Genomic DNA, 26,909 nt, shown 5'->3' on the forward strand with positions numbered 1-26,909 from the left:
CCATGCGAACGGTGACTCTCGGGATCGTGCACAGCACGCTTTTGCAGAAGCTGTGCATCGGACTTTTCCTGGCGCTCCTCCTGCTGCCCATGATCGGCCAGATGGTGTCGGTGGGAACGGGCGTGACGGCGACCGAGATGCGGGCGCCAAACGCGCTGCCCGGCCTGCCCGGTTCCGTCGAGGAGGTTTCCGTCCTGCCGCAGCGCTTCGAGGCGTGGCTGAAGGACCATTTCGGCTTCCGCAACCATCTCGTGCTCGCCAACAACCTGATCCGGGTCAAGGTTTTTGGACAGAGCACCTCGCCGCTGGTCGTGCTCGGCCGGAACGGCTGGCTGTTCTACACGGGCGAACATGCGCTCGAACAGACGCGCGGCATCGACCGCTTCTCGCCGGAGGAGTTGGACCGCTGGATCGATGTCATGGAGCGGCGGCAGGCCTGGTTGGCGGAGCGCGGCATCCCCATGCTGATGGTCGCCATCCCCAACAAGGAGCGCGTCTACCGCGAGGAACTGCCGGCCTGGGCCACCCTGGTGAACCCGGAAAGCCGGATGGACCAGATCGTCCGGCGACTGGCGGAGCGGCGTTCGCCGCTGGTGTTCAAGGACATGACCGCGGACCTCGTCGCCGCCAAGAAGGACATGAAGGTCTACCACCAGGCCGACACGCACTGGACGGTCGAGGCCGCCTTCGCCGTCGGCTATCGGGGGATCATGGAGTGGATCAAGACGGTCCGTCCGGATTTCACGCCGCTGACCCCGGCCGACATGAAGCGAACCCTCGCCATGCGCCAGGGCGCAGACCTCGACCTCGCCCGCATGCTGGGATTGGCGGCGGTTTACCAGGAGGAGGAGGTGCGCTATGACTTCGCCGGACCGTCCAAGCTTCGCAGCGCCGACGCCTCCATGCCAAACGGCATCGTCCAGAACATTCTGCGTGCCGACCGGCCGACGGCGCCGACCGTGGTATGGTTCCGGGACTCCTTCACCATCTCCATGATCCCTTACATCGCCGAAACCTTCCGCGAGGCAGTGATCACCGAGCACAAGGGGCTGCGCTTCGACAAGCCGCTGATCGAGGAGCGCAAGCCGGATGTGGTCGTCTACCAGTTCGTCGAGCGGTCCCTCAACGCTCCCATCCCGGCGGAATGATCCAAGTAATCTTCTGTCGATACTGCGAAACAAATGGGTCTTGATTTTGAAGGGTTATTGCCCTAGCCTACTTGTGGTTAATTAACCATATGGCGGCCACTGAGATGGGCGTTGTATCCTCCAAAGCCTTCCGCTTCTTCAACCGTAGGACGGGAGAGCATTTCTATACGGGGAGCACGGCCGAACGGGATGGCATCATCGCCGCAAGAGCCGACATGACGTATGAAGGCGTCGCTTTCCTGCCGGGAGGCAGTGCCAGCACTCCGGTGTCGGTGGCCCGCTTCATCAGGCTGGATACGGGGGAGCATTTCTACACCGCCAGCGCCGTCGAGCGGGATTACATCCTCCAGAACATGTCGGACAATTTCCGCCTGGAGGATTTGGAGGCATTTCTTGTTTCCGCGACGCCGGATTATCAATTCTCCCAGCCCGTCTACCGGTTCCTGGACACGGCAACCGGCAACCATTTCCTCACCGCGTCGGAAAGCGAGCGGGACGGGGTGATGGCGACCCTGCCGAGCTATCGCTATGAAGGGGTGGCGTTCTACGCAAAGCCGACCCCGCCGCTTCCCCCTGCCCCGTCGGGGAATTTCGACGAGGCGTGGTATCTCCAGGCCTACCCGGATGTACGCGATGCGGTGAATGCCGGCTTGATGACCGCCCGCGTCCATTACGACGTTTTCGGCAAGCGGGAAGGCCGGATGCCGAACGACATGGCGGCCCTTGCCGGCAACGATCATTGGATCGCCTTCGACGGCGCGCCCGGCCATGTCCGAATCCTGAACGGCGGTTCCGGCGACGACATCCTGGACGGGATCGACGGATACACGATCTCAAACAGCACGATGGTCGGTGCCTACATCGGCTACAGCGACTTCAGCGACGTGCTGTTCGGCGAAACCGGCAACGACACGCTGTACGGCGCGCAGAACGACACCCTGAATGGCGGAAGCGGCAACGACACCTACTACGTGCATTCGTCCGGCGTTCTGGTGACCGAAGGTGCCGATGCCGGGATCGATGAAGTTGTCCTGATCGAAGACAGCAACAGCGGCTATTTCAACCACTCCATGCCGGCCAATGTCGAGCGGCTGCGGGTGTTCATCACCCCGATCATCAATCCATCGGTTCCCACCGTTGCCGGGAGTGCCGGGGACGACTGGATCGGTGCAGGCGGCACCACCGCCCCGATCCGCCTTCTGGGCGGCGCAGGCAATGACACGTTGAATGGCGGTCTCGGCAGCGGCGGCGGCGCGGTCGTGGAGGGTGGCACCGGCAACGACTATCTGCTGGCGGTCGGATTCAACGACGCACGTTTCTATACCTGGCTGGCATCGGGCAGCGATACGCTGAACGGCGGTGACGGCGACGACACGCTGGTGGCCTGGACCGGCAACGACCGCCTGACCGGCGGCGCCGGTGCCGATACCGTCCTCGTCGACTTCGCCACTCCCCCGAACCTGCTCTGGCAGGACCCGAAGGCTTGGACCTCCTATCCGGGGGGCGGCGGCAACCTTTCCTATGTCCTGTGGTCGGGCACGTCGGTGACGACGGTCACCGATTTCCAACCGGGTGTCGACGTGCTGAGCTTCCGCCACAGCTCGCTCGGTCTTTCCGACATCATGGCGCGCTTCAACGACCGCGCCGACGGGACGGGAGTGGTGGCGAGCTTCACTACCAGCGAATTCGGGCTGTCGGTGACGGGCGACGCCAACAACACCTTCACGCTCTCGCTCGACGGCCTCAACCGGTCCCAGGTCTCGGCGAACTGGTTCGCCGTTTCTTCGACCTGACGACGTAGCCGGCCGCCCTGCCCCTCTCCCATCGGGGCAGTTGACGGCCGCTCCCGCTTGCCGGCTCCGCACTCGATTCCCATGTGCCGTCTCCACCTGCGCGGCTGTCGCCGCGGGTGGAGCGGCGGGACGGACCTTTCCTTCGTTCCGGCTGTTGTATCGAAAGAACATGCAGCATCGACGTCGATGGGGACGGCCTGAGAATGTCACCGAGGATTAGCACCATGACCCCCCGTCTCCTTGCGGAGCTTCTGGAACCGATCCTGACCGCAGCGGAAGACGACGAAGAGGCCCTGTCCGAGGCCGTGAACCTGACTGCGGAGGCAATGGCGGCGCTGGGCGCCACCGTGCTCGACCCGGACGGTCAGCCGGCGCGCGGGGTGTCCGATGAGCGGGCCGTCGTCGCCGCGCTGAACACCCACGCGCACAACCTGATGCGCGACGGGCGGCTCGACGATGTCGTCGAGGCGTTGCAAGTGGCCGAGCGGATCGGTCGCCTCGCCCATCTGCCGCACCACCCGCGGACTGTCTGACCACTCTTTCGGGAGAAGGGCGCGGTCGTTCGTGGAAGCGGCTTCGCGGGTGCGGGTACTCCCTCCCTCCGTGCTGCCCCTCCATTCTGTTTGAGCGACGTGCCACCCAGCGCTCAACAGGGGAGGAGCCCTCGTGCCCACCGCGCCGCAGCCACACGTCCACTCGAATGTCCTGGCGAGCCCTCTGGAAGGCGAGATCCTGTCGCGTCTCCAGGACTCTCTGCTGCCTGACCATCTGCTGACCCGCCGCTGGTATGCGGCCAAGGATGCCGGCCGGCCAGCCGTCCGCATCGTCGATGCCCTGCCTCTGCCGCTGGCCGGAGGATCGCAGGCGCAGCTCTGCCTGCTGCGCGTCGAGCCGCCGGGTCGGGAACCGCAGCTCTACCAGCTTCCCCTGATCCTCGACCGCGGCACGGGCGAGGATCCGTCGGTGATCAAGGGAACCGAGGATCTGCCGGTCGCCGGCCGCCTGCGCGACGGCTATGCCGACGACGGCGTGGTCCGCGCGCTGCTGGGCGCCGTCCTGAACCGCGACCTGGAAGTGGGCGAAACGGCCTTGTCCCCCGGCCTCACCGCCGGCCACACCCGCGCCTGCGAAGCGCTGGGCGACCGGCTGGACGCGGACGCTCCGCTGCACCGGATGACGGCGGAACAGTCCAACACCTCCATCCGCATCGGCGATGTCGCCATTCTGAAGGGCCTGCGCAAGCTGGAACCCGGCACCCATCCGGAACTGGAGGTCAGCCGCTTCCTCACCGAGGTGGCGCAGTTCCCCAACACGCCGGCTCTGCTGGGCTGGGTTGAGCGGGCCAACAGCTCCGGCTCCACGACCCTGTGCGTGATGCAGGAACTGGTGCCGGAGGCCAAGGACGCCTGGGGCCATGTCACCGGATACCTGAACGACCGCGTCGCCCACTTCGCAGACGGCGATGCCTCGCAGGCTGCCGACGCCGACAGCGTCGCCTTCCTGCGCCTTCTCGGCCAGCGAACGGCGGAGCTGCACCGCGCGCTCGCCACTCCCGGCGGCGGCGATGCCTTCACGCCGGAGCCGGCGACGGCGGAGCGGCTGAAGGAGTGGGCCGGCGGCGTGCGCACCCTGGCGAAGCGGGTGCTGGAGCGGCTGCGCGCCGCAGCGCCGACGCTTGACCCGGCCATCGCGCCTCAGGCCACGGCCCTCGCCGCCAGCGAAGCGGCGATGATGGCCCAGATCGACGCACTGATCCCGCCGACCCCCGACCTCAGCGCCATGCGCCTGCACGGCGACTATCACCTAGGGCAGGTTCTGGTGTCGCGCGGCGATGTGCAGATCGTCGATTTCGAAGGCGAGCCGATGCGGCCGCTGGCCGAACGGCGGGCCAAGCACTGCATCCTGCGCGATGTCGCCGGCATGCTGCGCTCAATCGCCTATGCCGCCGCCATGGCCCGCGACGCGATGCCGGGCGACCTCGATGGGCCGTCCCGCGATGCCCGCACGGCGTGGCTGTCCTGGTGGGAAGGCGCGGCATCGGCCGCCTTCCTCGACGGCTACCGCAACGCCATCGGCGATTGCCCCGGCTTCCCGCGCGATCCGCAGGCGGCCCCGACGCTGCTGAAGCTGTTCCTGCTGGAAAAGGCGCTGTACGAGGTCGGCTACGAGCTGGCCAACCGGCCGGGCTGGGTGGCGATTCCGCTGGCCGGCGTCACCGCCATCATCCGCGCCGATGCCGGGCCGGAGATCGCCAGCCGCGACCGTGACCGCATCGCCCCGGTGGACGAGCGCCGCCGCTGCCATTCCATGCCTTTCGGGGCGGAGGTGCAGGCCGACGGTTCCGTCCGCTTCTCCATCTGGGCGCCGACGGCGGCGTCCGTCCTGCTGTCGCTCGACGACGGCGGCCAGCCGGTTGGGATGGAGGACCAGGGCGACGGCTGGTTCGGCCTGACCACCGCGCGGGCGCAGGCGGGCAGCCGATACCGCTTCGTCCTGCCGGACGGGCTGGCGGTGCCGGACCCGGCGTCGCGCTTCCAGCCGGACGACGTGCATGGCCTGTCGGAGGTGATCGACCCCGGCGTCCATGCCTGGACCGATGCCGCCTGGACCGGCCGGCCCTGGCACGAGACGGTGCTGTACGAGCTGCATGTCGGCACCTTCACGGAGGAAGGCACCTTCCTGTCGGCCATCGAGCGGCTGGACGATCTGGTCGAGCTGGGCGTCACCGCGATCGAGCTGATGCCGGTGGCCGACTTCCCCGGCTCGCGCAACTGGGGCTATGACGGCGTGCTGCCCTTTGCCCCCGACAGCGCCTATGGCAGGCCGGAGGATCTGAAGACGCTGGTGCAGGAGGCGCATGCCCGCGGGCTGATGGTCTTCCTCGACGTCGTCTACAACCATTTCGGGCCGGAGGGGAACTACCTCCACGCCTTCGCCAACAGCTTCTTCACCGACCGCCACAAGACACCCTGGGGCGCCGCCATCAACGTCGATGGCGAGCGTAGCGGGCCGGTGCGCGACTTCTTCATCCACAACGCGCTCTATTGGCTGGAGGAGTATCACCTCGACGGCCTGCGGCTGGACGCCGTCCACGCCATCATCGACGACAGCGACCGCCACGTCCTGGAAGAGCTGGCGGAGCGGGTGCACAGCCATTTCCAGAACCAGCGCCACGTCCATCTGGTGCTGGAGAACGACGCCAACCAGGCGCGCTTCCTGACCCGCCACCGCGAGGGCGACCCGCGCTGGCACTCCGCCCAGTGGAACGACGACCTGCACCACTGCCTGCACAGCGCGGCCACGGGCGAGGACGGCGGCTATTACGCCGACTACGCCCATGATCCGGCCAAATGGGGCCGCGCCCTGGCGGAGGGCTTCGCCTTCCAGGGCGACCCGTCGGCGTACCGCGACGGCGAGTTGCGCGGGGAACCCTCGGCGCATCTGCCTCCGACCGCCTTCGTGACCTTCATCCAGAACCACGACCAGATCGGCAACCGCGCCTTCGGCGAACGCATCTCCCACATCGCCAAGGCCGAAGCGGTGCGGGCCGCGACCATCCTCTATCTGCTGGGTCCCGGCATCCCCATGCTGTTCATGGGCGAGGAATGGGCATCGGCCAAGCCCTTCCCCTTCTTCTGCGACTTTGGCGAGGAGTTGGCCGAGGCGGTGCGCAAGGGCCGGGCGGAGGAGTTCGCCAAGTTCCCCGAGTTCCAGGACCCGGACGCCCGCGCCCGCATCCCCGATCCCACCGCGCCGGAAACGGCGGAATCGGCCAAGCTGGATTGGGACGCCCGCGCGACGCCGGAGCATGCGGAGTGGCTCGACTGGTATCGCCGGGCGCTCGCCCTGCGCCGGACGGAGATCGTGCCGCGGCTGGACGGCGTGCCCGGCGGAGCGGCCAGCCATGGTGTCGTCGGCAAGACAGGCCTGACCGTCTGCTGGAAGCTGGGCGACGGCAGCCGGCTGCATGCCTTCGCCAATCTGGCCGACACCCCGGCATCCGGCTTCCCCGAGGCCAAGGGCCGCGTGCTGTGGTCCGAGGGCGCTGGATTGACCGGCGACACGCTCGGCTCCTGGTCGGTGGTGCTGTGGCTGGAGGAGGCCTCGGCTCTCGACCGGCTCGCCGACCGCATGGGCATCGAGCGCTCCTTCGACAATGCCGCCGGGGAGACGGTAACGGCCAGCGAGGAGACCATCCGCGCCCTGTTATCGGCAATGGGGGTCGAGGCGGGGGACGAGGCCGCCGCGCTTGCCCTGCTCGACCGGCTGGACGAGGAGGAGTATGGCCGCGCACTGCCCCCCGTGGTGGTCCGCCGCGCCGGCGAGGCGGTGACGGCGCCGGTCACCCTGCCCCACGGCACCCGCACCCTGCGCTATACCCTGACGCTGGAAAGCGGAGAGACGCAGAGCGGCGTGGTCGGCTTCGGCAGCCTGCCTCGCTGCCGCTGCATCACCGTCGGCGACGTGACCTATGCCGAGCGGCGCCTGCCGCTGGGCAAGCTCGACAGGGCCGGCTACCACACGCTGCGGGTGGAGACGGAGCATGGCGTGGCGGAAACCCGCCTGATTCTGGCGCCGGCCCGCTGCCATCTGCCGACGCCGATGCTGGTGGGGGAGAAGCTGTGGGGCTTGTCGGCGCAACTCTATACCCTGCGCAGCGACCATGACTGGGGCATCGGCGATTTCGGCGATTTGCGGACGTTGGCCGACATCGCGGCATCGCGCGGGGCGGCGGTGATAGGGCTGAACCCGCTGCACGCCATGTTCCTCGACAATCCCGAGCATGCCAGCCCCTATTCTCCGGCCAGCCGGCTGTTCCTGAACCCGCTCTACATCGACGTCACCGCGGTGCCGGAGTTCCTGGACGATGCGGAGTTGCGCCGGGAGGTCGCCTCGCCCGAGTTCCGGCAGGCGCTGGACGCGGCGCGCGCCTCCACCAACGTCGATTACACCGCCGTATCCAGGCTGAAGCTGCCGATCCTGGAAAAGCTGTTCGCCGCCTTCCAGAGCTCAGCCAAGCCGGAACGTCGCGTCGCCTTCGACGCTTTTTGGACCGAGGGCGGCATCGGACTGGAGCGCTTCGCCACCTTCCAGGCGCTGCGCGAACGATTCGCGGTCGAGGGCAAGGCGGATTGGCACCAGTGGCCGGCCGAGTTCCACGATGCCGCGGCACCGGCGGTGGAGCAGTTCGCGAATGAGCATTCTGACCGCGTCGCCTATTTCGCCTGGCTGCAATGGGTGGCGGACGACCAGCTGCGCGCGGCGGCGGAGCGGGCGTCGGAACTCGGGATGACGATCGGCTTCTACCGCGACCTCGCGGTCGGGGCCGATGCCGGCGGGGCGGAAACCTGGATGACGCCGCAGGCGGTGGTCGACGCCGCCCATGTCGGCGCCCCGCCCGACCTGTTCAATCCGGCCGGCCAGGATTGGGGCCTGCCGCCCTTCCATCCGCGGGCACTTCGCGATGCCGGCTATCAGCCCTTCATCGATCTGGTGCGCGCCAACATGCGCCATGCCGGCGCGCTGCGCATCGACCACGCGATGGCGCTCCAGCATGTCTACTGGATTCCCGACGGCAATCCGCCGGGCGAGGGTGCCTATGTCGGCTATCCGATGGAGGATCTGTTGGGCATCCTGGCGCTGGAGAGCCAGCGTCAGCGCTGTCTCGTCGTCGGTGAGGATCTCGGCACCGTGCCGGAGGGCTTCCGCGAGCGGATGACCGAGGCCGGGGTGCTGAGCTACCGCGTCGTCTTCTTCGAATGGACCGAGGACGGCGCCTTCAAGGGACCGGACGAGTATCCGGAACTGGCGCTCGCCACCGTCGGCAGCCACGACCTCGCCACGCTGCGCGGCTGGTGGGAGGGCGACGACATCGCGCTGAAGGCCGAGAAGGGCCTCTACCCGGCGGATGACGAGGAGGAGAAGCAGCAGGTCCGCCGGTCGGCGGACCGCGGCGCCCTGGTGGATGCACTGCGCGCGGCCGAGATCGCCCTGCCCGCCGGCTTCGGTGCCGACAGTTCCTATGACGACACGCTGGACCATGCGGTGCATGCCTTCCTTGCCCGCACCAATGCGGCGCTGGCGGTGGCGCAGCTGGACGACCTGACGCGCGAGCGCGATCAGGTCAACCTGCCGGGCACCACCGACCAATACCCCAACTGGCGCCGCAAGCTGTCGATGACGCTGGAGGAGTTGGCCGACGCGCCCGAACCGGCGGCGGTCGCCGCCATCCTGGCCGCGGCGCGCCCGTCCTCTTCCCCTGCTCGCCGCTGATCACGCAGCCGATCCTAATGGCTCTTCCCAACTCCGCCCTTCCATACTCCGAGGAGCACACACCCATGGCCCCCGCCGCCGGCAAGCCGATCCCTCGTGCGACGTACCGGGTCCAACTGAATGGCGAATTCGGCTTCGACCGGACGACCGCCATCGCCGACTATATCGCCCGCCTGGGCGTCAGCCATCTCTACGCCTCCCCCTACATGAAGGCGCGGCCGGGCAGCACCCATGGCTATGACATCGTCAACCACAACGAACTGAACCCGGAGGTCGGCGACCAGAACGACTTCCGCGATCTGGTGGAGGCGCTGAAGCGCAACAACCTCGGCCAAATCCTGGACTTCGTTCCCAACCACATGGGTGTCGGCGGGTCCGACAACGAATGGTGGTTGAACGTGCTGGAGTGGGGACCTGATAGCCCGTATGCCGGGTATTTCGACATCGAATGGGAATCAGATTACCGCTATCTCCAGGGCAAGGTGCTGGTGCCCTTCCTGGGCGACCAGTATGGCGCGGTGCTGGTGTCGGGCGGGCTGGAGCTGCGCTTCGACAGTGAGACCGGCAGCTTCGCGGTGTGGGCCTATGACAGCCACAAGCTGCCGGTGCGGCCGCAGGATTACGGCACCATCCTCGGCACCGACCACCCGGATCTGGAGCGGATCGGCGACGCATTCGCCCATCTCGCCTATGCCCGGCCCCATCAGATCGCACGGGCCGGCGTTCAGAAGGCGGAACTGGCGACACTGGTCGCGACGCGGCCGGACGTGGCCGACGCGATCAACCAGCGCCTGTCCGTCTTCCGCGGCTACCAGGGAGAAATCGACAGCTGGGTCCACCTGCACGAGCTGATCGGCTGCCAGAACTGGCGCGTCGCCTATTTCAAGGTGGCGGCCGACGACATCAACTATCGCCGCTTCTTCAACATCAACGAGCTGGCCGGCCTGCGCATGGACGAGCCGGAGCTGTTCGACGTCGCCCACCGCATGGTTCTGAAGATGGTGGAGGACGGCACGCTCGACGGCATCCGCATCGACCACATCGACGGGCTGATCGACCCCAAGGGCTATTGCGAGCGGCTGGTCGCGGCGTCCTCCAAGCCCTTCTATCTGGTGGTGGAGAAGATCCTGGCCCGGCATGAGCGGCTGCGCGAGGATTGGCCGATCGACGGCACCACCGGTTATGAATACGCCAACCTGATGGGAGGCCTGTTCGTCGATCCCAAGGCGGAGGAAGCCTTCACCCGCCTCTACGCCGACTTCATCGGCCGGCGCGACGATTTCGAAGAGGTGGTGCGGCAGTGCAAGATCCGCATCATGGAAAGCGAGATGGCGAGCGAGCTGAACGTGCTGTCGCGCAAGGCGGCGCGCATCGCCCGCTCCAACCCCGCCACCGCCGACTTCACCGCCAACATCCTGCATCAGGCGCTGAAGGAGACCATCGCCCGCTTCCCCGTCTACCGCACCTATGTCGACGGCGGCGTGCCGAGTGATCTCGACCGCCGCGACATCGACTGGGCGATCTCCCAGGCGCGGCGGGCGGAACAGGGGCCGGACGGATCGGTCTATGATTTCCTGCAGCGGCTGCTGACCACCGATCTGGTGGCCGCACCCAAGAGCGGCTACAGCCACCGGCAAGTCACCCGCTTCGCCATGCGGTTCCAGCAGTATAGCGGCCCCGTGATGGCCAAGGGGCTGGAGGACACCGCCTTCTACCGCTACAACCGGTTGGCGGCGCTGAACGAGGTCGGCGGCCATCCCGACCATTTCGGCGTCAGCGTCTCCGCCTTCCACCGCGCCAACCAGGACCGCGCGCGCAACTGGCCGGGCAACATGCTGGCCAGCACCACCCACGACACCAAGCGTGGCGAGGACACCCGCGCCCGCCTCTACGCCCTGTCGGAGATGCCGGAGGAGTGGGAGCGGCAGGTCCAGACCTGGAGCCGCCTGCTTCGTGCCCGCCGCGGCGACGTGGAGGGCACCGCCCCGCCCGACCGCAATGACGAGTACCTGTTCTACCAGCTGCTGCTCGGCGCCTGGCCAGCGGAGCTGACCGGTGCCTCGGTCGAGCAGATCGAACAGTCGGCGATGACCGCCTTCGCCGAACGCATCGTCGGCGCCATGACCAAATCGATGCGCGAGGCCAAGGTCCATTCGACCTGGGCCGCACCCAACGAGGCCTATGAAGGCGCGGTCGTCAGCTTCATCCACGATGCGTTGGACGTCACCCGCCGCAACGCCTTCCTGGAGGCCTTCCTTCCCTTCCAGGCGACACTGGCACGCATCGGCATGGTCAACGGGCTGTCACAGACCCTGCTGAAGCTGACCAGCCCCGGCGTGCCCGACATCTACCAGGGCTGCGAGCTGTGGAACCTGAGCCTCGTCGATCCCGACAACCGGCTGCCGGTGGATTACGATGCCCGCCGCAGGCTGCTGGAGGAGGTGGAGGACGTGGTGGAGCGCGGCGCCGTCGCCGGCCTGCTGGAGCGCTGGACCGACGGCGCGGTGAAGCTGGCGGTGACCCGGCAGGCCCTGGCGGTGCGGGCGGAGAAGCCGGAAGTCTTCAGTGCCGGCGAGTATCTTCCGCTGGAGGCGACCGGCGACCGGGCCGACCATGTGGTCGCCTATGCCCGCCGTGCCGGCGACGACACGGTGGTGGTGGCGGTCCCGCGTCTGGTCGGCCAGCTGGGCGAAAGCCCCGACTGGGGCAACACCGCCATCCCGCTGCCGCGCGGCACTCGCTGGCGCAATCGCCTGACCGGGGCGGAGGTGGAGGGCGGCGACGCGGTTTCCGTCGCGACGCTGTTCGGAGATCTGCCGGTGGCATTGCTGTCGCGCGAGGGGTGAACCCTCCCTCTCCCCCCGGGGGAGAGGGAATTCCTCCGACCATCGACATCCAGAACAAAACAAAAGGGCGCGCGGTTAACCCGCGCGCCCTTCCCATTCATCCGATCCTCAGGATCAGCGGGTCGTGCTGCCGGTGCCCGAAGACCCGCCCATCGAACCGGACGGCTGCTGCGTGCCGACCGGACCGTCGGAGCCCGTGCCCATCGAGCCGCTGTTGCCCAGGCTGTTGCCGCCCGTGCCGTTGGTCGAGCTGGAGGAACCGGAGCCGGTCATCGACCCGCTGCCCATCGAGCCGCTGCCCGTCGTCGACCCACTGGAGCCGCTGGTGGCGCCGCTGTTGCTGTCCACGCCGCCCATGCTGCCGCAGCCCAACTGATTGTTGGAGGTGCAGGGCGGGTTGGTCTGGTTGGAGTTGGTGGTCGAACCGGCGCTGTTGGCGGCCGGGCTGCCGGAGATTGAACCGCTGTCGGCGGCGAGGGCCGGGGCGGCCATCAGGGCCAGGGCGGTGGCGGCGCCGATCATAAGGCTCTTCATGACGATTCCTTTCGCTGTGCTGCCCGTCGACGCCGGTCAGGCGGCCGGGCAGCCATGGTTTGGGGAACATCGAATTCCGTATTCCACGCCAACAACAGCGATGGAGCCGAATGATCGCGCCGATTTCGCTCCGGTCCTCGAATGGCCCATCAATGCCACACCGGCGGGCGCCGAACACAAAGACGCCCGCCGGAAGGGCGGGCGTCTTTCGATCGGATTGGCGGTCCGTGTGCCGGTCAGGCCGAGCGCGCCTTGGGAAGGCCGGCAGCGAACGCGGCGGAGCCGTGGAAGATCTCCAGCGCGTCCGGCTTGGACGACGGGCGCAGCCCGCCCAGGATCTCCCCGGCGGCACCGATGGCCTGGACCAGCGCGTCCGGCATCACCGGCTTGCGCAGCAGGCCCATGGCGAAGCTGCGGGCTTCCGCCGCATGGTGATCGAAACCGGTCATCAGCAGCGACGGAATGCCGTTCTCCTGCCACAGCCGCCGGGCCAGTACGAGGCCGTTCTCCCCACCGGCGAGATTGACGTCGACCAGCGCCAGGTCGGGACATTCGCGGGCACCGACCCGCGCGGCCTTGGCGGCATCACGCAGCGGTCCGACCACGGTATAGCCCGCATTCTCCAGAACGGCCTTCACGGCCGGACCGATCAGCGGATCGTCCTCGACGACAAGCAACTTCAAGACGGCATGCTCCCTTGATCTAACCGAGCGGGCTTATAGCCCGCCCCGTCCGGTTTTCGAAGCCTGTTCGGCTTCGATCCACTGAACCGCCCATGTTTGTCGCGGTTCCGTTCCGTTCAAGAGGTCGAAGGGGTACCCCCTTCCGGTCATGCAGCCCCACTGAACGTCCGGTTTGGAAACATACACCATTGTCGCCTGTTTTACACTTACGCGTGAGAGGAACGAAACCATGGCATTCGTTGAGTTGACCGAGATATCGGGGGATACCGTTCTGGTGAACCCCATCGCCGTCGCCTATCTGCGGGCCACCGCCGATGGCGGGACGGAGCTGCATTTCACCGGGCGGGCGGAGCCGCTGCGGGTGCCGGGCGCGCCGTCCGACGTCGCCCGCTCCCTGGAAAACGCAGCCCCCACCCCACCCGATCCTACCCTGTCGTTGCTGGCCTGACAGCCGGGTCAGCCGCGGGGGTAATTGGGCGCCCGCTTTTCGAAGAAGGCGGTGATGCCCTCCGCCGCCTCCGCCCCATGCAGGGCCTCGACGAAGAAGGCGGCCTCGCGGTCGAGCTGCTCGTCGGGAGCGCCGAAGCCGCTCTCGATCAGCCGCTTGGCCCGGCCGATGGCCAGCGTCGGACCATCGGCCAGCCGCTCCGCCCAGGCCATCGCCTCGGCGAGCGCGGTGCCGGGCGCCACCACCCGGTTGACGATGGCGAGCTGGGCCAGCCGCGCCGCGCCGATCTTGCCGCCCTCGAACATGATCTCGGCCGCCAGCTGCGGCGTCGCGGCGCGGGCGAGGAAGGCGGAGGCACCGCCGTCCGGGTTCAGCCCGACCTTCACATAGGCCAGGGTGAACACCGCATCCTCCGCCGCGACGATCAGGTCGCACCCCAATGCCACCGAGAATCCCGCCCCGGCGGCTGCCCCCTCCACCGCGGCGATCACCGGCTTGGGGCAGGCGCGCATGGCGCGGGTCCAGCCATGAAAGCGCTCCAGGCTGCCGCGGGTCACCTCCGGGTCGGCCTTGGCGTTGCCGAGCAGCCGGCCCAGGTTGCCGCCGGAACAGAAGGTGCCGTTGGCCCCGGTCAGGACGATGGCCCCCACCCCCGGATCCTCGGCGGCCTGGACCAGGGCGTCGCGGGCGGCGGCCATCATTTCCGGCCCCAGCGCGTTCCTGGTGGCAGCGTCGTCCATGGTCAGCACCATCACGCGGCCCTGGCGCACGACGGTCAGTTGTCCGCTCATATCTCGGTTCCCTCCCGGTTCTCGCTGCCCGGCCGGTATTTGAACATGCCTTCCGACGTGGCGATCAGGGCGCCGGTGTCGCCGTGGCGGATCTCCGCCGCCACCCCGATGATCTTGCGCCCGCCGCCGCGCAGCCGGCCGGTGGCGACCAGCGTACCGGTGCGCGCCTGTCCCAGGAAGCTCGTCGACAGCGACAGCGTCACCACCCGCCGCACCCGGCCGGCGAAGGGACAGTATGTTGCCGAGAATCCGGAAACCGTGTCCAAAAGCGTCACCAGAACCCCGCCATGCACCACCCCGGCCCGGTTCAGGTGGCGCTCGTCGATGGCCATCGTCAGCTCCGCCTCCCCCTCCTCCCAGCGACTCAAGGCGTAGCCCAGCAGGCGCTGGAATCCCGATTCCGGTTCCCCATTCAGCAGATCGTCCATACCCTGTCCCATCACGCAGCTGTTTCGTGCGCGAAGTAAAGCGCGTGCAGGCGGTCCAGGTCCACCCGGTCGCCGCGTTCCGACAGCACGACCTTGCCGGACTGCATCAGATAGACGTGATCGGCGATTTTCAGGGCGCGGCTGGTGTTCTGCTCCACCAGCAGGATGGTCAGCCCTTCCGCCCGCAGGCGGGCGAGGATGCGGAAGATCTCGTCCACCACCACGGGGGCGAGGCCCAGCGACGGCTCGTCGATCAGGCAGACCCGCGGCTGTTCCATCAGGCCGCGGCCGATGGCGAGCATCTGCGCCTCGCCGCCCGACAGGGTGCCGGCGATCTGGCCGCGCCGTTCCGCCAATCTGGGGAACATGTCCATGACCATCGCCTTGTTGCGCTTCCAATCCCTGCGGCAGCCGGGCGGGAAGGCACCCATCATCAGGTTGTCCTCCACCGTCATGTCGGGGAAGATCATCCTGCCTTCGGGGATCATCACCAGACCGTCGGCCACCCGGTCCCAGGTCTTCACCGCCTTGCGGCTCTGCCCGTCGACGCGGACGTCGCCGGAGGTGGCGGGCACAAGCCCCATGATGGCGCGCAGCAGCGTGGTCTTGCCGGCGCCGTTGGGGCCGACGATCACCGTGGTCTTGCCGGTCTCCACCGACAGCGAGACGTCCCACAGCACGTTGATCGCGCCATAGCCGGCCCGAAGCGTCAGGATGTCGAGCGCGTTGGTCATGACGCCTCCGCAAGCGTGGTTTCGCCGGTATAGCTGCGGATCACCTCCGGGTCGCGGAACACCGCGTCGGGGGAGCCGTCGGCGATGATCTGGCCGAAATTCAGCACCAGCACCCGCGGGCACAACGCCGCGATGGTGGCGATGTCATGCTCGATGATGACCATGGCGAGGCGGTAGCGGTCGCGCACCGCCGCCAGCCGTTCCATGAAGGCGCGCTTGCCGCTGGTCTCCAAGCCGGCAAGCACCTCGTCCAGCAGGAGCAGGCTGGGCTCGGTCGCCAGCGCCTTGCCGACCTCCAGCGCCTTGTGCTCGGTCAGCGCCAGTTCGGTGGTGGCGTCCCGGTCGGCCTTGTCGCGCAGGTTCAGGATGTCGAGGATCTCGTCGATCCGCCTCAAATCCCTCTTGCCGGCGCCGAAGCGCTGGGCGACCAGAAGGTTCTCCCGCACCGTGCAATGGCCGAAGGGGCGCGGGATCTGGAAGCTGCGGCCGATGCCGAGCCGCGCCCGCTTCCATTCCGGCAGCTTCAGCAGCGAGGTGCCGCGGAAATCGAGCCGCCCGGCGGTCGGCCGAACCACGCCGGAGATGACGTTGAACAGCGTGGTCTTGCCGGCGCCGTTCGGGCCGACCAGTCCGATGCTCTCGCCCTCCGCGACGGAGAAGCTGGCGCTTTTCAGCGCCTGGACGCCGCCGAAATTGACCTGGACGCCTTTAAGCGTGAGCATGGCGGTTCTCCTTCACCGGGCGGCGGCTGAGCGCCGGCATCAGGCCGCCGGGGCTGAACAGGATCATGGCGCAGAGCAGCACGCCCAGGATCATCTGATGGCCGTGCGGCAGGATCGGCTTGAACAGCAGCTGGTCGACCAGATAGATCGCCAGCGCCCCCACCACCGGCCCCCACACCGTGCGGTAGCCGCCGAAGATCGCCGCAGCGATGGGCAGCACGGTCCAGCCGCTGGAGAAGGCGTAGTCGGGGTCGAGGAAGCTGATGAAATGGGCATTGAAGGCCCCGACCACCCCGGTGATGAAGGCCGACAGCACCAGCATCGCCGCCTTCAGATGCGTGCTGGGCACGCCGACCACGCGGGTTGCGACCTCCGTATCGTGCATCGCCTTCAGGGCAAGGCCCCAGGTGCTGCGCCGGATGGCGTCATAAGCCAGCGCCGCCAGCACCACGATGGTCAGCACGATCAGGTAGCCGCCGGTCTTGTCGCCGAAATCGAAGCCCAGCACGGTGGGAAAGCGCGGGATCGACAGCAGCCCGCCGGCTCCGCCGGTGATGGGGGTCATCTCCGTCGCCAGGATCTGGAAGATGTGGGCATAGGCGAGGATGGCGAGCGCGAAGTATGGGCCGCGCAGCCGCAGCGCCGGCAGCATGGCGATGGACGACACCGCCGCCCCCAGCCCGCCCAGCAGCATGGCCGCGAAGACCGGCACCCCCAGCTTCATCGCCAGCACGGCCGAGGTGTAGGACCCCACCCCGAAGAATGCAGCGTGCCCGAAGCTGACCATGCCGCCGAGATTGCCCAGCAGCGCCCAGGCCACCGCCACCCCGGCGATGGTCAGCGCCGCTACGATCAGCCCCAGCACATAGGCGTTGCCGCCGAAGACCAGAGGCACGCCGACATAGGCGACGGCGAGCGCCACGGCCAGAAGAATGCGGTTCATCAGGGAATTGCTCATCGCGCCAGCGCCCTCCCCCCGCCGAACAGGCCCGAAGGCGAGACGAACAGCACGACCAGGAACAGGATCATTCCCGCCAACTCCTGCAGCGAGGCCGACAGATAGGTGACCGTCAGCGATTCGATGACGCCGATCATGACGGCGCCGATCAGCACGCCGGGGATCGAGCCCATCCCGGCCAGCACGGTGATGATGAAGGCCTTGACCGTCAGCACATGGCCCAAGGCCGGGAAGACGGTCTTGCCGGTGTAGATGGCGAAGCCGGCGAAGGTGGCGAGCAGGGCCGCGATCATGAAGGACAGGATCTCGATCTTGCGCGGATTGACGCCCATCAGCGTCGCCGCCGCCCGGTTCGACGACAGCGCCCGCACCGCGCGTCCCTGCCAGGAATGGTTCAGCCACCACCAGACCCCGGCCATAAGCACCAGCCCGCCGACGAAGGCCGCGACCTCCGCGTTCATCGCGAACAGCGTATCGGCGACCACCATCGAATCCTGGAACCAGGGATCGGAGGTCGACCGGATGTCGGCCGCCCAGATCGACAGGATGGTGTTGGTCAGGATGATCCCCAGCCCGAAGGTGAGAATGAGGGAATTGATCTCGCGATCCTGATCGATGCGGCTGAGCAGCGCATAGACAAGCGCCGATGCCGCCGCGACGATCACCAGCGCCACCGGGATCGCCAGCACCGGAGAGACGCCATAATTGGATTCAGCGGCGTAGGCGACATAGGCGGCAAGCAGCACCAGCTCGCCATGGGCGAGGTTGATGACCCGCATGGTCCCGAACACCAGCGCCAACCCGACCGCCACGGTCGCGTAATAGCCGCCGGCGAGCAGGCCTGAGAACAGTGCCTGGAGCGTCAGTTCAAGCATGGATTGCGCCCTGTTGGGGGTGGCGGGGTTTGCAAAGGTGGTCGCACTTGCCCCCACCCTCCCCACGGCTGCCGCCGCGGGTCCCCTCCCTCCCCCGCTTCGCAAGGGAGGGCGATTTTCCCTCCCCCGCCCAGCGGGGGAGGGTCAGGGTGGGGGCTAACCTTCCCACCCCCATCCACTCACCACGGCACAGCCGGGAAGTTCATCTTTCCGTTGGCGGCGTCCTGCGGCCAGACCAGGACCACCTTGCCGCCCTGGTGCTGGCCCATGCGGTGGGTGAAGTTCAGGTTGTCGCCGTTCTTGTCGAAGGTGACGCGGCCGATCAGGGTATTGGCGTCGGTCTTGCGCAGCTCGTCCGGCAGGCCGCCCTTGCCCAGCGTCCCGGCCTCGTCGGCGCGGACCACGGCGTCGATCAGCAGGCGGGTCTGGACATAGCCGAACTGGCCCAGATAGTCGGGGTCCTTGTTGAACAGTTTCTTGTAGGTCGCGGCGAACTCCACCGCCTCCGGCTGGGTGAATTCCACCGGATAGGGCAGCATGGAGGTGCCGTAGACATTCTCCATCAGGTCAGGGAATTCCTTGGCCATCTGCGCGGTGGCGAGCGACCAGACGCCGACCACCGCCTTGACCTGCGGCTTCAGCACCTTGGACGCCCGCAGGATGCCGACATAGTCGTTCTCGTAGCCGACCATGGCGATGGTGTCGGGGCGGTCCTGCAGCTTCACCTTGTTCATCAGCGGCTTGAAGTCGCTGGTGGAGGCGTCGAACTCGTGCATGCCCACCGTGACGCCCTTGGCGGTCAGCGCGGTGTTGACTTGGCGGGCGAGGCTGCTGGTGGCGTCCTTGTTCAGGTAGACGATGGAGACCTTCTTGGCGCCCATATCCTGCAGCAGGCCGATCATGGCCAGCGCATAGCCGTCGGTGTTGTTGATCCGGAAGAAGGTGGGATAGCCGCGCTGGGTCAGTTCCGGCGACACGCCACCCGACGTGATGTAGACCAGCCCGGCCTTCTGCGCCGCTTCCGACGCCGGGCCGATGATGTTGGAACCGTAGCCGCCGGTGATCGCCACCACCCCGTCGCCGGCCAGCTTCTCCACCGCCGCCACGCCCTTGGCCGGGGAGGTCTCGTCGTCGATGGTCTGGACCTTGAAGCTGTGCTTGCCGGCATAGCTCCTGTTCGCCATCTCGACGGCGACGGAGATGCCTTCATGCATGCCCTGGCCGACGCGGGCGAGGCTGCCGGTCAGCGGCAGTTCGGAGCCCAGCAGGAATTCCTTGGCCTGCGCCGCCCCGGCACCGAGCGCCACCGAGAGGGCCAGGGCCGAGACTGTGACGAGATGGGCAAGTGTCCGCTTCATGGTCTTGTTTCCTCCCACAGGATTTTGTTTGTTGACGTCAGGCGGCCATCACCTCGGCGGCCAAGGCCCTGAGGCCGCTTTTCAGCAGCTTGCCGGTCGGGCTGGCCGGCAGGGCGTCCATGGCGACGATGCGCGACGGGCGCTTGTAGGGGGCCAGCCGTTCGGCGGCCCAGGCCTTCAACTCGTCCTCGCTGGCACTGCGGCCGGGGACGAACTGGACGAAGGCCACCACCTCCTCGTTGCCGGCGACGGCATGGCCGACCACGGCGGCCAGCGTCACCGCCGGGTGGCTGGTCAGAACGCCTTCCACCTCTTCCGGATAGACGTTGAAGCCGGAGCGGATGACGATCTCGCGGATGCGCCCGACCACCGTGACGCAGCCGTCCGGCTCCAGCCGGGCCACGTCGCCGGTCTTCAGCCAGCCGTCGTCGGTGATGACCTCGGCGGTCAGCGCCGGCTCGCGGTAGTAGCCGAGCATCACGTTGGGCGCGCGGACCCACAGCTCCCCCGGCTCGCCGTCAGCCACGTCGCGGCCGGTGACGTGGTCGACGAAGCGCATCTCCACCAGCGGCAGGGCCGGGCCGATGGAGGTGTCGCCGCGCGGCGTGTCCAGCCGGGTCTGCGTCACCGTCGGCGAGCATTCGGTCAGGCCGTAGCCGTTGTGCAGCGGCAGGCCGAACACCCGCTCCACCGCCAGCTTGAGCTCGAGGTCCAGCACCGAGCCGCCCGAGGACAGGTAGCGCAGGGCCGGCGCGTTGGGCGTGCGTCCGGTGACGGTCGCATGCTCCACCAGCTTGGCGTACATGGCTGGAACACCCTGGAACACGGTCACGCCATCCTGTTCCAACGCCTGCCACACCGCTGCCGGCGCGAAGCGGGGGACCGTATGCAGGCAACCGCCGGCATAGAGCGTGCCGAGGCAGGTGGAAGCCAGGCCGAAGACATGGCTGACCGGCAGCACGCCATAGGTGCGGTCGCTGGGACCCAGCCCGCGCATCCATCCCGACACCGAGGCGACGAACAGCAGGCCGCGGTGCGACAGCATCACGCCCTTGGGCTTTCCGGTGGTGCCGGAGGTGTAGATCAGCGCGCCGACCTGCCGCTGGTTGCCGGCATGGACCGGCTCCGGATCGGCGTCCAGCAGCGGCCCGACAGCCATCGGCGGCAGATCCGCGTCGCCGAGAGGTTCCGCACCATGGCGGGCGGCATGGGCGGCGGCGTCGGGGGATACCGTATCGGTATAGAAGATCCGGCGCGGCCGGCAATGATCACGGATGCTGTCGATCTCACGGTCGGACAGGCGGGCATTGACGATGACGGGCCAGGCATCGCGCTCGCTCGCCGCCAGGATCAGCGTGACGGCGGCGAGGCCGTTCTCGCAGACGATCATCACCCGGTCGCCGCCGACCACACCCAGCCGCCGGAGATGAGCGGCGGCGCACCCGACCGCCTCCTTGAGCCGGCGATAGCTCCACTCCTGCACCCCGTCGAACAGGGCGGGGGCGTCCGGCGTACGCTCCGCCCAGGCGAGTGCGGCGTGGCTGATGCGCGGCGGCAGAGCCGCCACCATGCGAGCGAAATCGGGAACCGGCCGCCCCACAGTCATGCCGCCTCCCGGATCATGTTGCGGGCGATGACGAGTTGCTGGATCTGGGTGGTGCCCTCATAGATGCGGAACAGGCGGACGTCGCGGTAGAAGCGCTCGACCCCGTAATCGGCGATGTAGCCGGCCCCGCCATGGATCTGCACCGCCCGGTCGGCGACGCGCCCCACCATTTCCGTCGAGAACAGCTTGCAGCAGGCGGCGTCGGTGTTGACGTTCTGTCCGGCGTCGCGGCGCCGCGCCGTCTCCAGCACCATGCAGCGGGCGGCATAGGCCTCCGCCCGGCTGTCGGCCAGCATCGCCTGGATCAGCTGGAATTCGGCGATCGGCTGGCCGAACTGCTTGCGTTCCATCGCGTAGGACAGGCTGTCGCGGATCAGCCGCTCCGCCAGCCCGACGCAGACGGCGCCGATGTGCAGCCGGCCGCGGTCCAGCACCTTCATCGCCGTCTTGAAGCCCTGCCCTTCCCGCTCGCCCAGGATGGCGCTGGCCGGAACGCGGCAGTCCTCGAAGATCACGTCGCAGGTGTGGGCGCCCTTCTGCCCCATCTTCTTGTCGATGGGGCCGAGCGACAGGCCGGGCGTCCCGGCTTCCACCAGGAAGGCCGACACGCCGCGGGCGTCGCGGCTGTCCAGATCGGTGCGGGCGAAGACGGTGAAGAGGCCGGCCTGCGGCGCGTTGGTGATGTAGCGCTTGGTGCCGTTCAGGATGAAATGGTCGCCGTCGCGCCGCGCGGTGGTGCGCAAGCTGCCGGCGTCCGATCCCGATTCCGGCTCGGTCAAGGCGAAGGCGCCGACGATCTCGCCCGCGGCCAGACGCGGCAGATAGGTGCGCTTCTGCTCCTCCGTCCCGTCGATGACGATGCCCTGGGAACCGATGCCGTTGTTGGTGCCGATCAGCGAACGGAAGGCCGGCGAGGTCTGGCCCAACTGGAAGGCAACCTGCACCTCGTCAGCCATCGACAAGCCAAGCCCGCCATATTCCTCCGGGATCGACAGGCCGAACAGGCCCATCTCGCGCATCGCGGCGATCACCTCGGCCGGGATGGCGTCGTCCTCCGCCACCTTATGCTCCAGCGGGACCAGCTTTTCGCGGACGAAGCGCCCCAGCGTGTCCAGCAGTTGATCCAAAACGTCCTTGTCCAAGGCCATGCGTGCTCTCCGTCCGGGGAGAATGATTTCAAGGGAAACCAAGGATTGAGGGGGCGCCGCCTCGTCTGTTCGTTGGCCAAGCTGACAGAAGCAGCGAGGACTGTCAACAAAATGAAATTGTATTTCGTTATACGAAATAACTTGGTTGGACCGAAGGGCTGCTCCGCGTCGGAGCGGGCTTGCCAGCCGGAACGAAGCGGTTAACCTTTTCCGCAAATCACTGGAGGGTTTGGGATGATCGACCTTTATTTCTGGCCGACGCCGAACGGCCACAAGATCACGATCTTTCTGGAGGAAGCCGGGCTGGACTACCGGTTCGAGCCGGTGAACATCTCCACCGGCGACCAGTTCAAGCCGGAATTCCTGGCCTTCTCGCCCAACAACCGCATGCCGGCGATCATCGACAACGCCCCGGCCGACGGCGGCGAGCCGATCACCGTCTTCGAATCCGGCGCCATCCTGATCTATCTGGCCGAGAAGACCGGCAAGTTCCTGCCCACCGACCTGCGTGGCCGCAAGACGGTGCTGGAATGGCTGTTCTGGCAGGTGGGCGGCCTGGGCCCGATGGCCGGCCAGAACCACCATTTCGTCCAATACGCGCCGGAACGCATCCCCTACGCTATGGAACGCTACGTCAAGGAAACCGGGCGCCTCTACGGCGTGATGGACAAGCGGCTTGCCACCAACGAGTTCCTGGGCGGGGCGGAGCTGTCCATCGCCGACATGGCCAGCTATCCCTGGATCGTGCCGCATGAACGCCAGCAGCAGGATCTGAACAACTTCCCCAACCTGAAGCGCTGGTTCAACGCGATCAAAGAGCGGCCGGCGGTGGTGCGCGCCTATGAGAAGGGGCAGGCGGTCAACCCCAACCGCACGCCCACGGTGAACGACGAGAGCAAGAAGATCCTGTTCGGCCAGTCCGCCGACACGGTCAAGCGCTGATCCGCCCTACCGCCGGCCCGGTTCCATCCGCCGGGCCGGCGTTTCCGTATAGGTGCGCAATCTTTTGTGGCATCCTTTCGCGCCGCACAAGATTTCGGGTGCCCCCGGTGTAGACAGGACCGTTTGCAGGACGAGCGTGTTGTTTTCGGTAGGGAATATCTTCCGGAGACGCCGCGCCGATGAGCATCTGGCCCCGCACCGACTCCGACGGCATCGCCAGCGATACGGCGACCGGCACGGCAACCCAATCCACTCCCCATACCGCTGCCCCCGGCACCATCGACATCGCCCTGCATCCGCTGCCTCCCCTGCCCAAGCTGGCGCAGGTCTGGGCGGATTTGGAGGCGCGCGCCGACTCTTCCTTCTTTCTGTCCTGGTCGTGGATCGGCCCCTGGCTGGCGCAGATGCCGGCCGGGATCGAGGCCGGGCTGCTGCTTGCCCGGCGGGAGGGCGAGTTGGTCGGGCTGGCCGTGCTCTGCCCGCGCAAGCGGCGGCGTCTCGGCCTGCTGCCCGGCCGGTGCTGGATGCTCCACGAAACGGGCGACCGCGGCTATGACCGGCTGTTCATGGAATACAACGGCATCCTTGCCGACCGCCGCTTTGCCGACGAGGTGACGGACGCCGCCCTGCACTGGCTGGGCGCCCGGCTGTCCGCCAACGACGAGTTGGTGCTGGGCGGCCTGACCCCGGCGGCGGAGCGAGCTGCCCGGCGCGTTGCGGCGCGGACGGGCCACTCTCTGCAGCTGCGCATCGCCGATTCCGCGCAATGGGTGGATTTGGCGCCGGTCAGGGCAGCGGGCGGCGATTTCCGCGCGGGGCTTGGCCGCAACACGCGGGCGGCGGTCAACCGCAGCGAACGGCTCTACCGTGCCCGCGGCGGGCTGGATTACCGCGTCGCCACCACCGTCGAGGAGGCGCTTGAGGATTTCGCGGCGCTGGAGGTGCTGCATCAGGCCGGCTGGAAGGCCCGCGGGCAGGCCGGAGCCTTCGCCAATCCCGCCTTCCGCCCCTTTCACGAGCAGCTGATCACCCAGGGCGTGCCGAGCGGTGCGGTACGCCTGTGCCGGGTCAGCGCCGGAGGCCAGCCCGTCGGTTACCTCTACAACTTCGTCCACCGCAACCGGGTCCTGAATTACCAGGGCGGCTTCGCATTCGAGGCGGACAACCGGCTGAAGCCCGGATTGCTCAGCCATGTGCTGGCGGTCGAGGACACGCTGGCCCGCGGCGAGGATTGCTATGACTTCATGTCGACCCCGGCTGGACACAAGCCGCTGCTGTCCAATGCCGAACAGCCGATGAACTGGCTGACGCTCGGTCCCGACCGGGTCAGCCGGCGGGTGGAGGCGTATTGCCGACGGGCGCGCGGGCTGATGATCGATACGGCCAAACGGTCGCTGCGCGGCTGGACCGCGCCGGCAAAAAGCATCTGAGGGGGGAGGCGTGCGAATGACCAAGAGGAAGACCGGGGCACTGGCCTGCGTGCTGGGCGACATGGATCTGGTGCGCCCGCTGGGGCTGGCGGGCGTCCGCTGCGCCGTGGTCGGGCCGCCCGGCGGCGCCACCGCCCATTCCCGCTTCACCGAACGGCCGATCCCATGGGAGGGCGGCTGTGACGAGGCTCTGGTGGATCGGCTGCTGCGTTTCGGCGCAGCCCAGCCCGACAAGCCGGTGCTCTATATGGAGGAGGATGCCCAGCTGTTGATGGTGTCGCGGCATCGCGACCGGCTGGCCGCGGTCTTCCGCTTCGCACTCGCCGACGGCGATCTGGTGGAGACGCTGGTCGACAAGAGCCGTTTCCAGGCGCTTGCGGAACGGTTGGATCTGCCGGTTCCGCGCACCCGGCGGCTGCGCCCTCTGCCGGGCAGCGAGGCGCCCGAGCTGGACCTGCGCTATCCCGTCATCGTCAAGCCGCTGACCCGCCGGCCGCCCTGGGACGAGATCGAGGGGCTCGGCAAGGCGATCCGGCTGGAGGGGCCGGAGGAACTGCGCGCGCTCTGGCTGCGGCTGATCCCGGTCGGAATCGACCTGCTGGCGCAGGAACTGATCCCCGGACCGGAAACGCGGATCGAAAGCCACCATGTCTATATCGATGCCGACGGCGCCGTGGTAGGCGAGTTCACCGGGCGCAAGATCAGGACCTACCCGGTCGATTTCGGCCACAGCACCGCGCTGACCATCACCGACATCGACGGCGAGGGGGCCGACGTTGCCGCGCTGGGACGGGAGATCGCGACCCGCATCGGTCTTACCGGCGTTGCCAAGTTCGATTTCAAGCGCGATCCGCAGGGCCGCCTGCACCTGCTGGAGATCAACCCGCGCTTCAACCTGTGGCACCATCTGGGCGCCGTCGCCGGGGTGAACCTGCCGGCCATCGTCCATGCCGACCTGACCGGCCGCCCCCGCCCTGCCCCGGCCAAGGCGCGGCCCGGCGCCTGCTGGTGCCACATCAGCAAGGACCGGCTGGCGGCGCGCGACAGCGGCGTTCCGACGGCACACTGGCTCGCCTGGGTCGCGCGGTGCGAGGCGAAGGCGATCACCCCCGACGACCCGATGCCCTTCCTGCGCCCGAAGCTGGACCGGCTGTTCGCCCGCTTCTCCGGCGCCACCCGCCTGCCCCGCCTCGCCAAGTCGTGACCGAGACTCATGAAGATCGCCCTGATCTCCGACATCCACGCCAATCTGGAAGCCCTGCAGGCGACGCTGGACGCCATAGGGGCTGAGGGGGTGGAGCGCATCGTCTGCCTGGGTGACATCGTCGGCTACAACACCGATGCCTCCGCCTGCATCGCCCTGCTGCGGCAGGCGGGGGCGGTCTGCATCGCCGGCAACCATGACCGGGCGGTGACCGGCGCCATCGGGACCGAAGGGTTCAGCGGTCCGGCGGCGCGCGCCGTCGACTGGACCCGGCGAAGGCTGGACGAGGAGAGCCGCGCCTTCCTGTCCGGCCTGCCGCTGACCACCGTGGTCGATGGCGCGCTGATCGCCGTCCACGGCGCCCTGCACCCGGACGAGGGGAAGGAGTTGGTGCGGTTGGACGACGACGCCAAGCGCGCCTTGAGCCTTCAGGCGCTCGCCGGCCACTCATCCGGAGCGCGGGTCTGCGCCTTCGGCCATACGCACCGCGCCGGGCTGTGGGAGTGGCGCGACGGCTCGGTGCGGTCGATCCCGCTGGACGGCGGTGCGACGCTGCAACCCGATGCGGTCTATCTGCTGAACCCCGGCACGGTGGGGGAGCCACGCGGGACGGACCAACGCGCCTGCTTCGCCTGTTTCGACAGCGATGCCGGGCACGTCACCCTGCACCGCGTCGCCTATGCGCGCCGGGCGGCACTCGCCAAGACGCGGCGGGCCGGGCTGGCGCCACGTTTTGCCGCAGTCCCGGCACCATTGCGCATGAAGTTGATTGGAATTCTAAGGACTCTCGGAGTGTATGAGTGGGTAAAACGGACACTTCCTTCCCGCGTGTCATCTATATGACAGTCCCGTAACGCGGCTTTGCTTCTACAGCGGCACCGAATTGCGCATAATCCGGCACGGGGGGCCAATGGTGACGCCGGGCTATGGACAACATCGGTTTTGGAAGCGGCGCTGCCGGCGGGTTTCGGTCCCGGCCCGGCAGGAC

21 protein-coding genes are annotated in these 26,909 nt (G+C 67.9%); 10 read left to right on the plus strand and 11 right to left on the minus strand.

What is annotated here, in order from left to right; translation table 11 throughout:
* The first annotated feature begins 2 nt into the window (after positions 1-2).
* The 5 genes from FZ983_RS29420 to treY all read left to right on the plus strand — a co-directional run bounded on the left by FZ983_RS29420 (position 3) and on the right by treY (position 12,060).
* Positions 3-1,148 carry a hypothetical protein gene (locus FZ983_RS29420; RefSeq protein WP_149228108.1) on the plus strand — a complete coding sequence of 382 codons (1,146 nt, stop codon included), beginning with the start codon at positions 3-5 and terminating at the stop codon, positions 1,146-1,148.
* Between the two features lie 104 nt (positions 1,149-1,252).
* A complete protein-coding gene (locus FZ983_RS29425; protein WP_282187066.1) occupies positions 1,253-2,941 on the plus strand; it encodes a hypothetical protein in 1,689 nt (562 codons plus the stop codon).
* Positions 2,942-3,165: 224 nt separating this feature from the next.
* Positions 3,166-3,474, plus strand: coding sequence for a hypothetical protein (locus tag FZ983_RS29430; RefSeq protein ID WP_109086367.1), 309 nt, complete (start codon positions 3,166-3,168; stop codon positions 3,472-3,474).
* Between the two features lie 133 nt (positions 3,475-3,607).
* Entirely contained in the window at positions 3,608-9,214 is a 5,607-nt protein-coding gene (gene treZ, locus FZ983_RS29435; protein WP_149228112.1) for a malto-oligosyltrehalose trehalohydrolase, read from the plus strand.
* A gap of 65 nt (positions 9,215-9,279) precedes the next feature.
* Complete coding sequence (treY, locus tag FZ983_RS29440; protein WP_149228114.1) at positions 9,280-12,060, plus strand: malto-oligosyltrehalose synthase; 2,781 nt, start codon at positions 9,280-9,282, stop codon at positions 12,058-12,060.
* 114 nt (positions 12,061-12,174) lie between these two features.
* Here the strand turns inward: treY and FZ983_RS29445 are convergent, their stop codons facing one another.
* Both FZ983_RS29445 and FZ983_RS29450 read right to left on the minus strand, forming a co-directional pair.
* Positions 12,175-12,594, minus strand: coding sequence for a hypothetical protein (locus FZ983_RS29445; protein WP_149228116.1), 420 nt, complete (start codon positions 12,592-12,594; stop codon positions 12,175-12,177).
* A gap of 236 nt (positions 12,595-12,830) precedes the next feature.
* Positions 12,831-13,277, minus strand: a complete 447-nt coding sequence (locus tag FZ983_RS29450) for a response regulator (protein WP_149228118.1) — start codon at positions 13,275-13,277, stop codon at positions 12,831-12,833.
* A gap of 229 nt (positions 13,278-13,506) precedes the next feature.
* On the opposite strand from FZ983_RS29450, the gene FZ983_RS29455 reads away from it, so the two are divergent.
* Complete coding sequence (locus FZ983_RS29455) at positions 13,507-13,725, plus strand: hypothetical protein (protein ID WP_149228120.1); 219 nt, start codon at positions 13,507-13,509, stop codon at positions 13,723-13,725.
* A gap of 8 nt (positions 13,726-13,733) precedes the next feature.
* Here FZ983_RS29455 and FZ983_RS29460 read toward each other — a convergent pair whose 3' ends face one another.
* The 9 genes from FZ983_RS29460 to FZ983_RS29500 all read right to left on the minus strand — a co-directional run bounded on the left by FZ983_RS29460 (position 13,734) and on the right by FZ983_RS29500 (position 22,345).
* Positions 13,734-14,516 carry an enoyl-CoA hydratase family protein gene (locus FZ983_RS29460; RefSeq protein WP_149228121.1) on the minus strand — a complete coding sequence of 261 codons (783 nt, stop codon included), beginning with the start codon at positions 14,514-14,516 and terminating at the stop codon, positions 13,734-13,736.
* Positions 14,513-14,956 carry a PaaI family thioesterase gene (locus tag FZ983_RS29465; protein WP_149228154.1) on the minus strand — a complete coding sequence of 148 codons (444 nt, stop codon included), beginning with the start codon at positions 14,954-14,956 and terminating at the stop codon, positions 14,513-14,515. Before FZ983_RS29465 ends, FZ983_RS29460 begins: the two co-directional genes overlap by 4 nt.
* Positions 14,956-15,678: an ABC transporter ATP-binding protein gene (locus tag FZ983_RS29470; protein ID WP_149228122.1), complete on the minus strand. Its 723-nt coding sequence runs from the start codon at positions 15,676-15,678 to the stop codon at positions 14,956-14,958. The genes FZ983_RS29465 and FZ983_RS29470 overlap by 1 nt, the downstream gene beginning before the upstream one ends.
* Positions 15,675-16,400: an ATP-binding cassette domain-containing protein gene (locus FZ983_RS29475; RefSeq protein WP_149228123.1), complete on the minus strand. Its 726-nt coding sequence runs from the start codon at positions 16,398-16,400 to the stop codon at positions 15,675-15,677. The genes FZ983_RS29470 and FZ983_RS29475 overlap by 4 nt, the downstream gene beginning before the upstream one ends.
* Positions 16,387-17,358 carry a branched-chain amino acid ABC transporter permease gene (locus FZ983_RS29480; RefSeq protein WP_149228124.1) on the minus strand — a complete coding sequence of 324 codons (972 nt, stop codon included), beginning with the start codon at positions 17,356-17,358 and terminating at the stop codon, positions 16,387-16,389. Before FZ983_RS29480 ends, FZ983_RS29475 begins: the two co-directional genes overlap by 14 nt.
* Positions 17,355-18,233 carry a branched-chain amino acid ABC transporter permease gene (locus tag FZ983_RS29485; RefSeq protein WP_149228125.1) on the minus strand — a complete coding sequence of 293 codons (879 nt, stop codon included), beginning with the start codon at positions 18,231-18,233 and terminating at the stop codon, positions 17,355-17,357. Before FZ983_RS29485 ends, FZ983_RS29480 begins: the two co-directional genes overlap by 4 nt.
* 179 nt (positions 18,234-18,412) lie before the next feature.
* Entirely contained in the window at positions 18,413-19,591 is a 1,179-nt protein-coding gene (locus FZ983_RS29490) for an ABC transporter substrate-binding protein (RefSeq protein ID WP_149228126.1), read from the minus strand.
* A gap of 37 nt (positions 19,592-19,628) precedes the next feature.
* Positions 19,629-21,197 (minus strand): AMP-binding protein, encoded by a 1,569-nt coding sequence (locus FZ983_RS29495; protein WP_149228127.1) that lies wholly within the window; start codon positions 21,195-21,197, stop codon positions 19,629-19,631.
* A complete protein-coding gene (locus FZ983_RS29500; protein ID WP_149228128.1) occupies positions 21,194-22,345 on the minus strand; it encodes an acyl-CoA dehydrogenase family protein in 1,152 nt (383 codons plus the stop codon). Before FZ983_RS29500 ends, FZ983_RS29495 begins: the two co-directional genes overlap by 4 nt.
* Before the next feature lie 234 nt (positions 22,346-22,579).
* On the opposite strand from FZ983_RS29500, the gene FZ983_RS29505 reads away from it, so the two are divergent.
* From FZ983_RS29505 to FZ983_RS29520, 4 genes are all read left to right on the plus strand, one after another.
* A complete protein-coding gene (locus FZ983_RS29505; RefSeq protein ID WP_149228129.1) occupies positions 22,580-23,287 on the plus strand; it encodes a glutathione binding-like protein in 708 nt (235 codons plus the stop codon).
* A gap of 179 nt (positions 23,288-23,466) precedes the next feature.
* A complete protein-coding gene (locus FZ983_RS29510; protein WP_149228130.1) occupies positions 23,467-24,717 on the plus strand; it encodes a GNAT family N-acetyltransferase in 1,251 nt (416 codons plus the stop codon).
* A 16-nt stretch (positions 24,718-24,733) separates the two neighbouring features.
* On the plus strand, positions 24,734-25,921 hold the full coding sequence (locus tag FZ983_RS29515) for an ATP-grasp domain-containing protein (RefSeq protein ID WP_149228131.1): 1,188 nt from the start codon (positions 24,734-24,736) through the stop codon (positions 25,919-25,921).
* Between the two features lie 9 nt (positions 25,922-25,930).
* Positions 25,931-26,764 (plus strand): metallophosphoesterase family protein, encoded by an 834-nt coding sequence (locus FZ983_RS29520; RefSeq protein WP_149228132.1) that lies wholly within the window; start codon positions 25,931-25,933, stop codon positions 26,762-26,764.
* Positions 26,765-26,909: the final 145 nt, after the last annotated feature.

The sequence above is a fragment of the Azospirillum sp. B21 genome (assembly GCF_008364825.1).
GTDB lineage: Bacteria > Pseudomonadota > Alphaproteobacteria > Azospirillales > Azospirillaceae > Azospirillum.

Coding starts and splice junctions, on each gene's coding strand:
- FZ983_RS29420 (WP_149228108.1), top strand. CDS start 3: ATGCGAACGGTGACTCTCGGGATCGTGCACAGCACGCTTTTGCAGAAG.
- FZ983_RS29425 (WP_282187066.1), top strand. CDS start 1,253: ATGGGCGTTGTATCCTCCAAAGCCTTCCGCTTCTTCAACCGTAGGACG.
- FZ983_RS29430 (WP_109086367.1), top strand. CDS start 3,166: ATGACCCCCCGTCTCCTTGCGGAGCTTCTGGAACCGATCCTGACCGCA.
- treY (WP_149228114.1), top strand. CDS start 9,280: ATGGCCCCCGCCGCCGGCAAGCCGATCCCTCGTGCGACGTACCGGGTC.
- FZ983_RS29445 (WP_149228116.1), bottom strand. CDS start 12,594: ATGAAGAGCCTTATGATCGGCGCCGCCACCGCCCTGGCCCTGATGGCC.
- FZ983_RS29455 (WP_149228120.1), top strand. CDS start 13,507: ATGGCATTCGTTGAGTTGACCGAGATATCGGGGGATACCGTTCTGGTG.
- FZ983_RS29460 (WP_149228121.1), bottom strand. CDS start 14,516: ATGAGCGGACAACTGACCGTCGTGCGCCAGGGCCGCGTGATGGTGCTG.
- FZ983_RS29465 (WP_149228154.1), bottom strand. CDS start 14,956: ATGGGACAGGGTATGGACGATCTGCTGAATGGGGAACCGGAATCGGGA.
- FZ983_RS29470 (WP_149228122.1), bottom strand. CDS start 15,678: ATGACCAACGCGCTCGACATCCTGACGCTTCGGGCCGGCTATGGCGCG.
- FZ983_RS29475 (WP_149228123.1), bottom strand. CDS start 16,400: ATGCTCACGCTTAAAGGCGTCCAGGTCAATTTCGGCGGCGTCCAGGCG.
- FZ983_RS29480 (WP_149228124.1), bottom strand. CDS start 17,358: ATGAGCAATTCCCTGATGAACCGCATTCTTCTGGCCGTGGCGCTCGCC.
- FZ983_RS29485 (WP_149228125.1), bottom strand. CDS start 18,233: ATGCTTGAACTGACGCTCCAGGCACTGTTCTCAGGCCTGCTCGCCGGC.
- FZ983_RS29490 (WP_149228126.1), bottom strand. CDS start 19,591: ATGAAGCGGACACTTGCCCATCTCGTCACAGTCTCGGCCCTGGCCCTC.
- FZ983_RS29495 (WP_149228127.1), bottom strand. CDS start 21,197: ATGACTGTGGGGCGGCCGGTTCCCGATTTCGCTCGCATGGTGGCGGCT.
- FZ983_RS29500 (WP_149228128.1), bottom strand. CDS start 22,345: ATGGCCTTGGACAAGGACGTTTTGGATCAACTGCTGGACACGCTGGGG.
- FZ983_RS29505 (WP_149228129.1), top strand. CDS start 22,580: ATGATCGACCTTTATTTCTGGCCGACGCCGAACGGCCACAAGATCACG.
- FZ983_RS29510 (WP_149228130.1), top strand. CDS start 23,467: ATGAGCATCTGGCCCCGCACCGACTCCGACGGCATCGCCAGCGATACG.
- FZ983_RS29515 (WP_149228131.1), top strand. CDS start 24,734: ATGACCAAGAGGAAGACCGGGGCACTGGCCTGCGTGCTGGGCGACATG.
- FZ983_RS29520 (WP_149228132.1), top strand. CDS start 25,931: ATGAAGATCGCCCTGATCTCCGACATCCACGCCAATCTGGAAGCCCTG.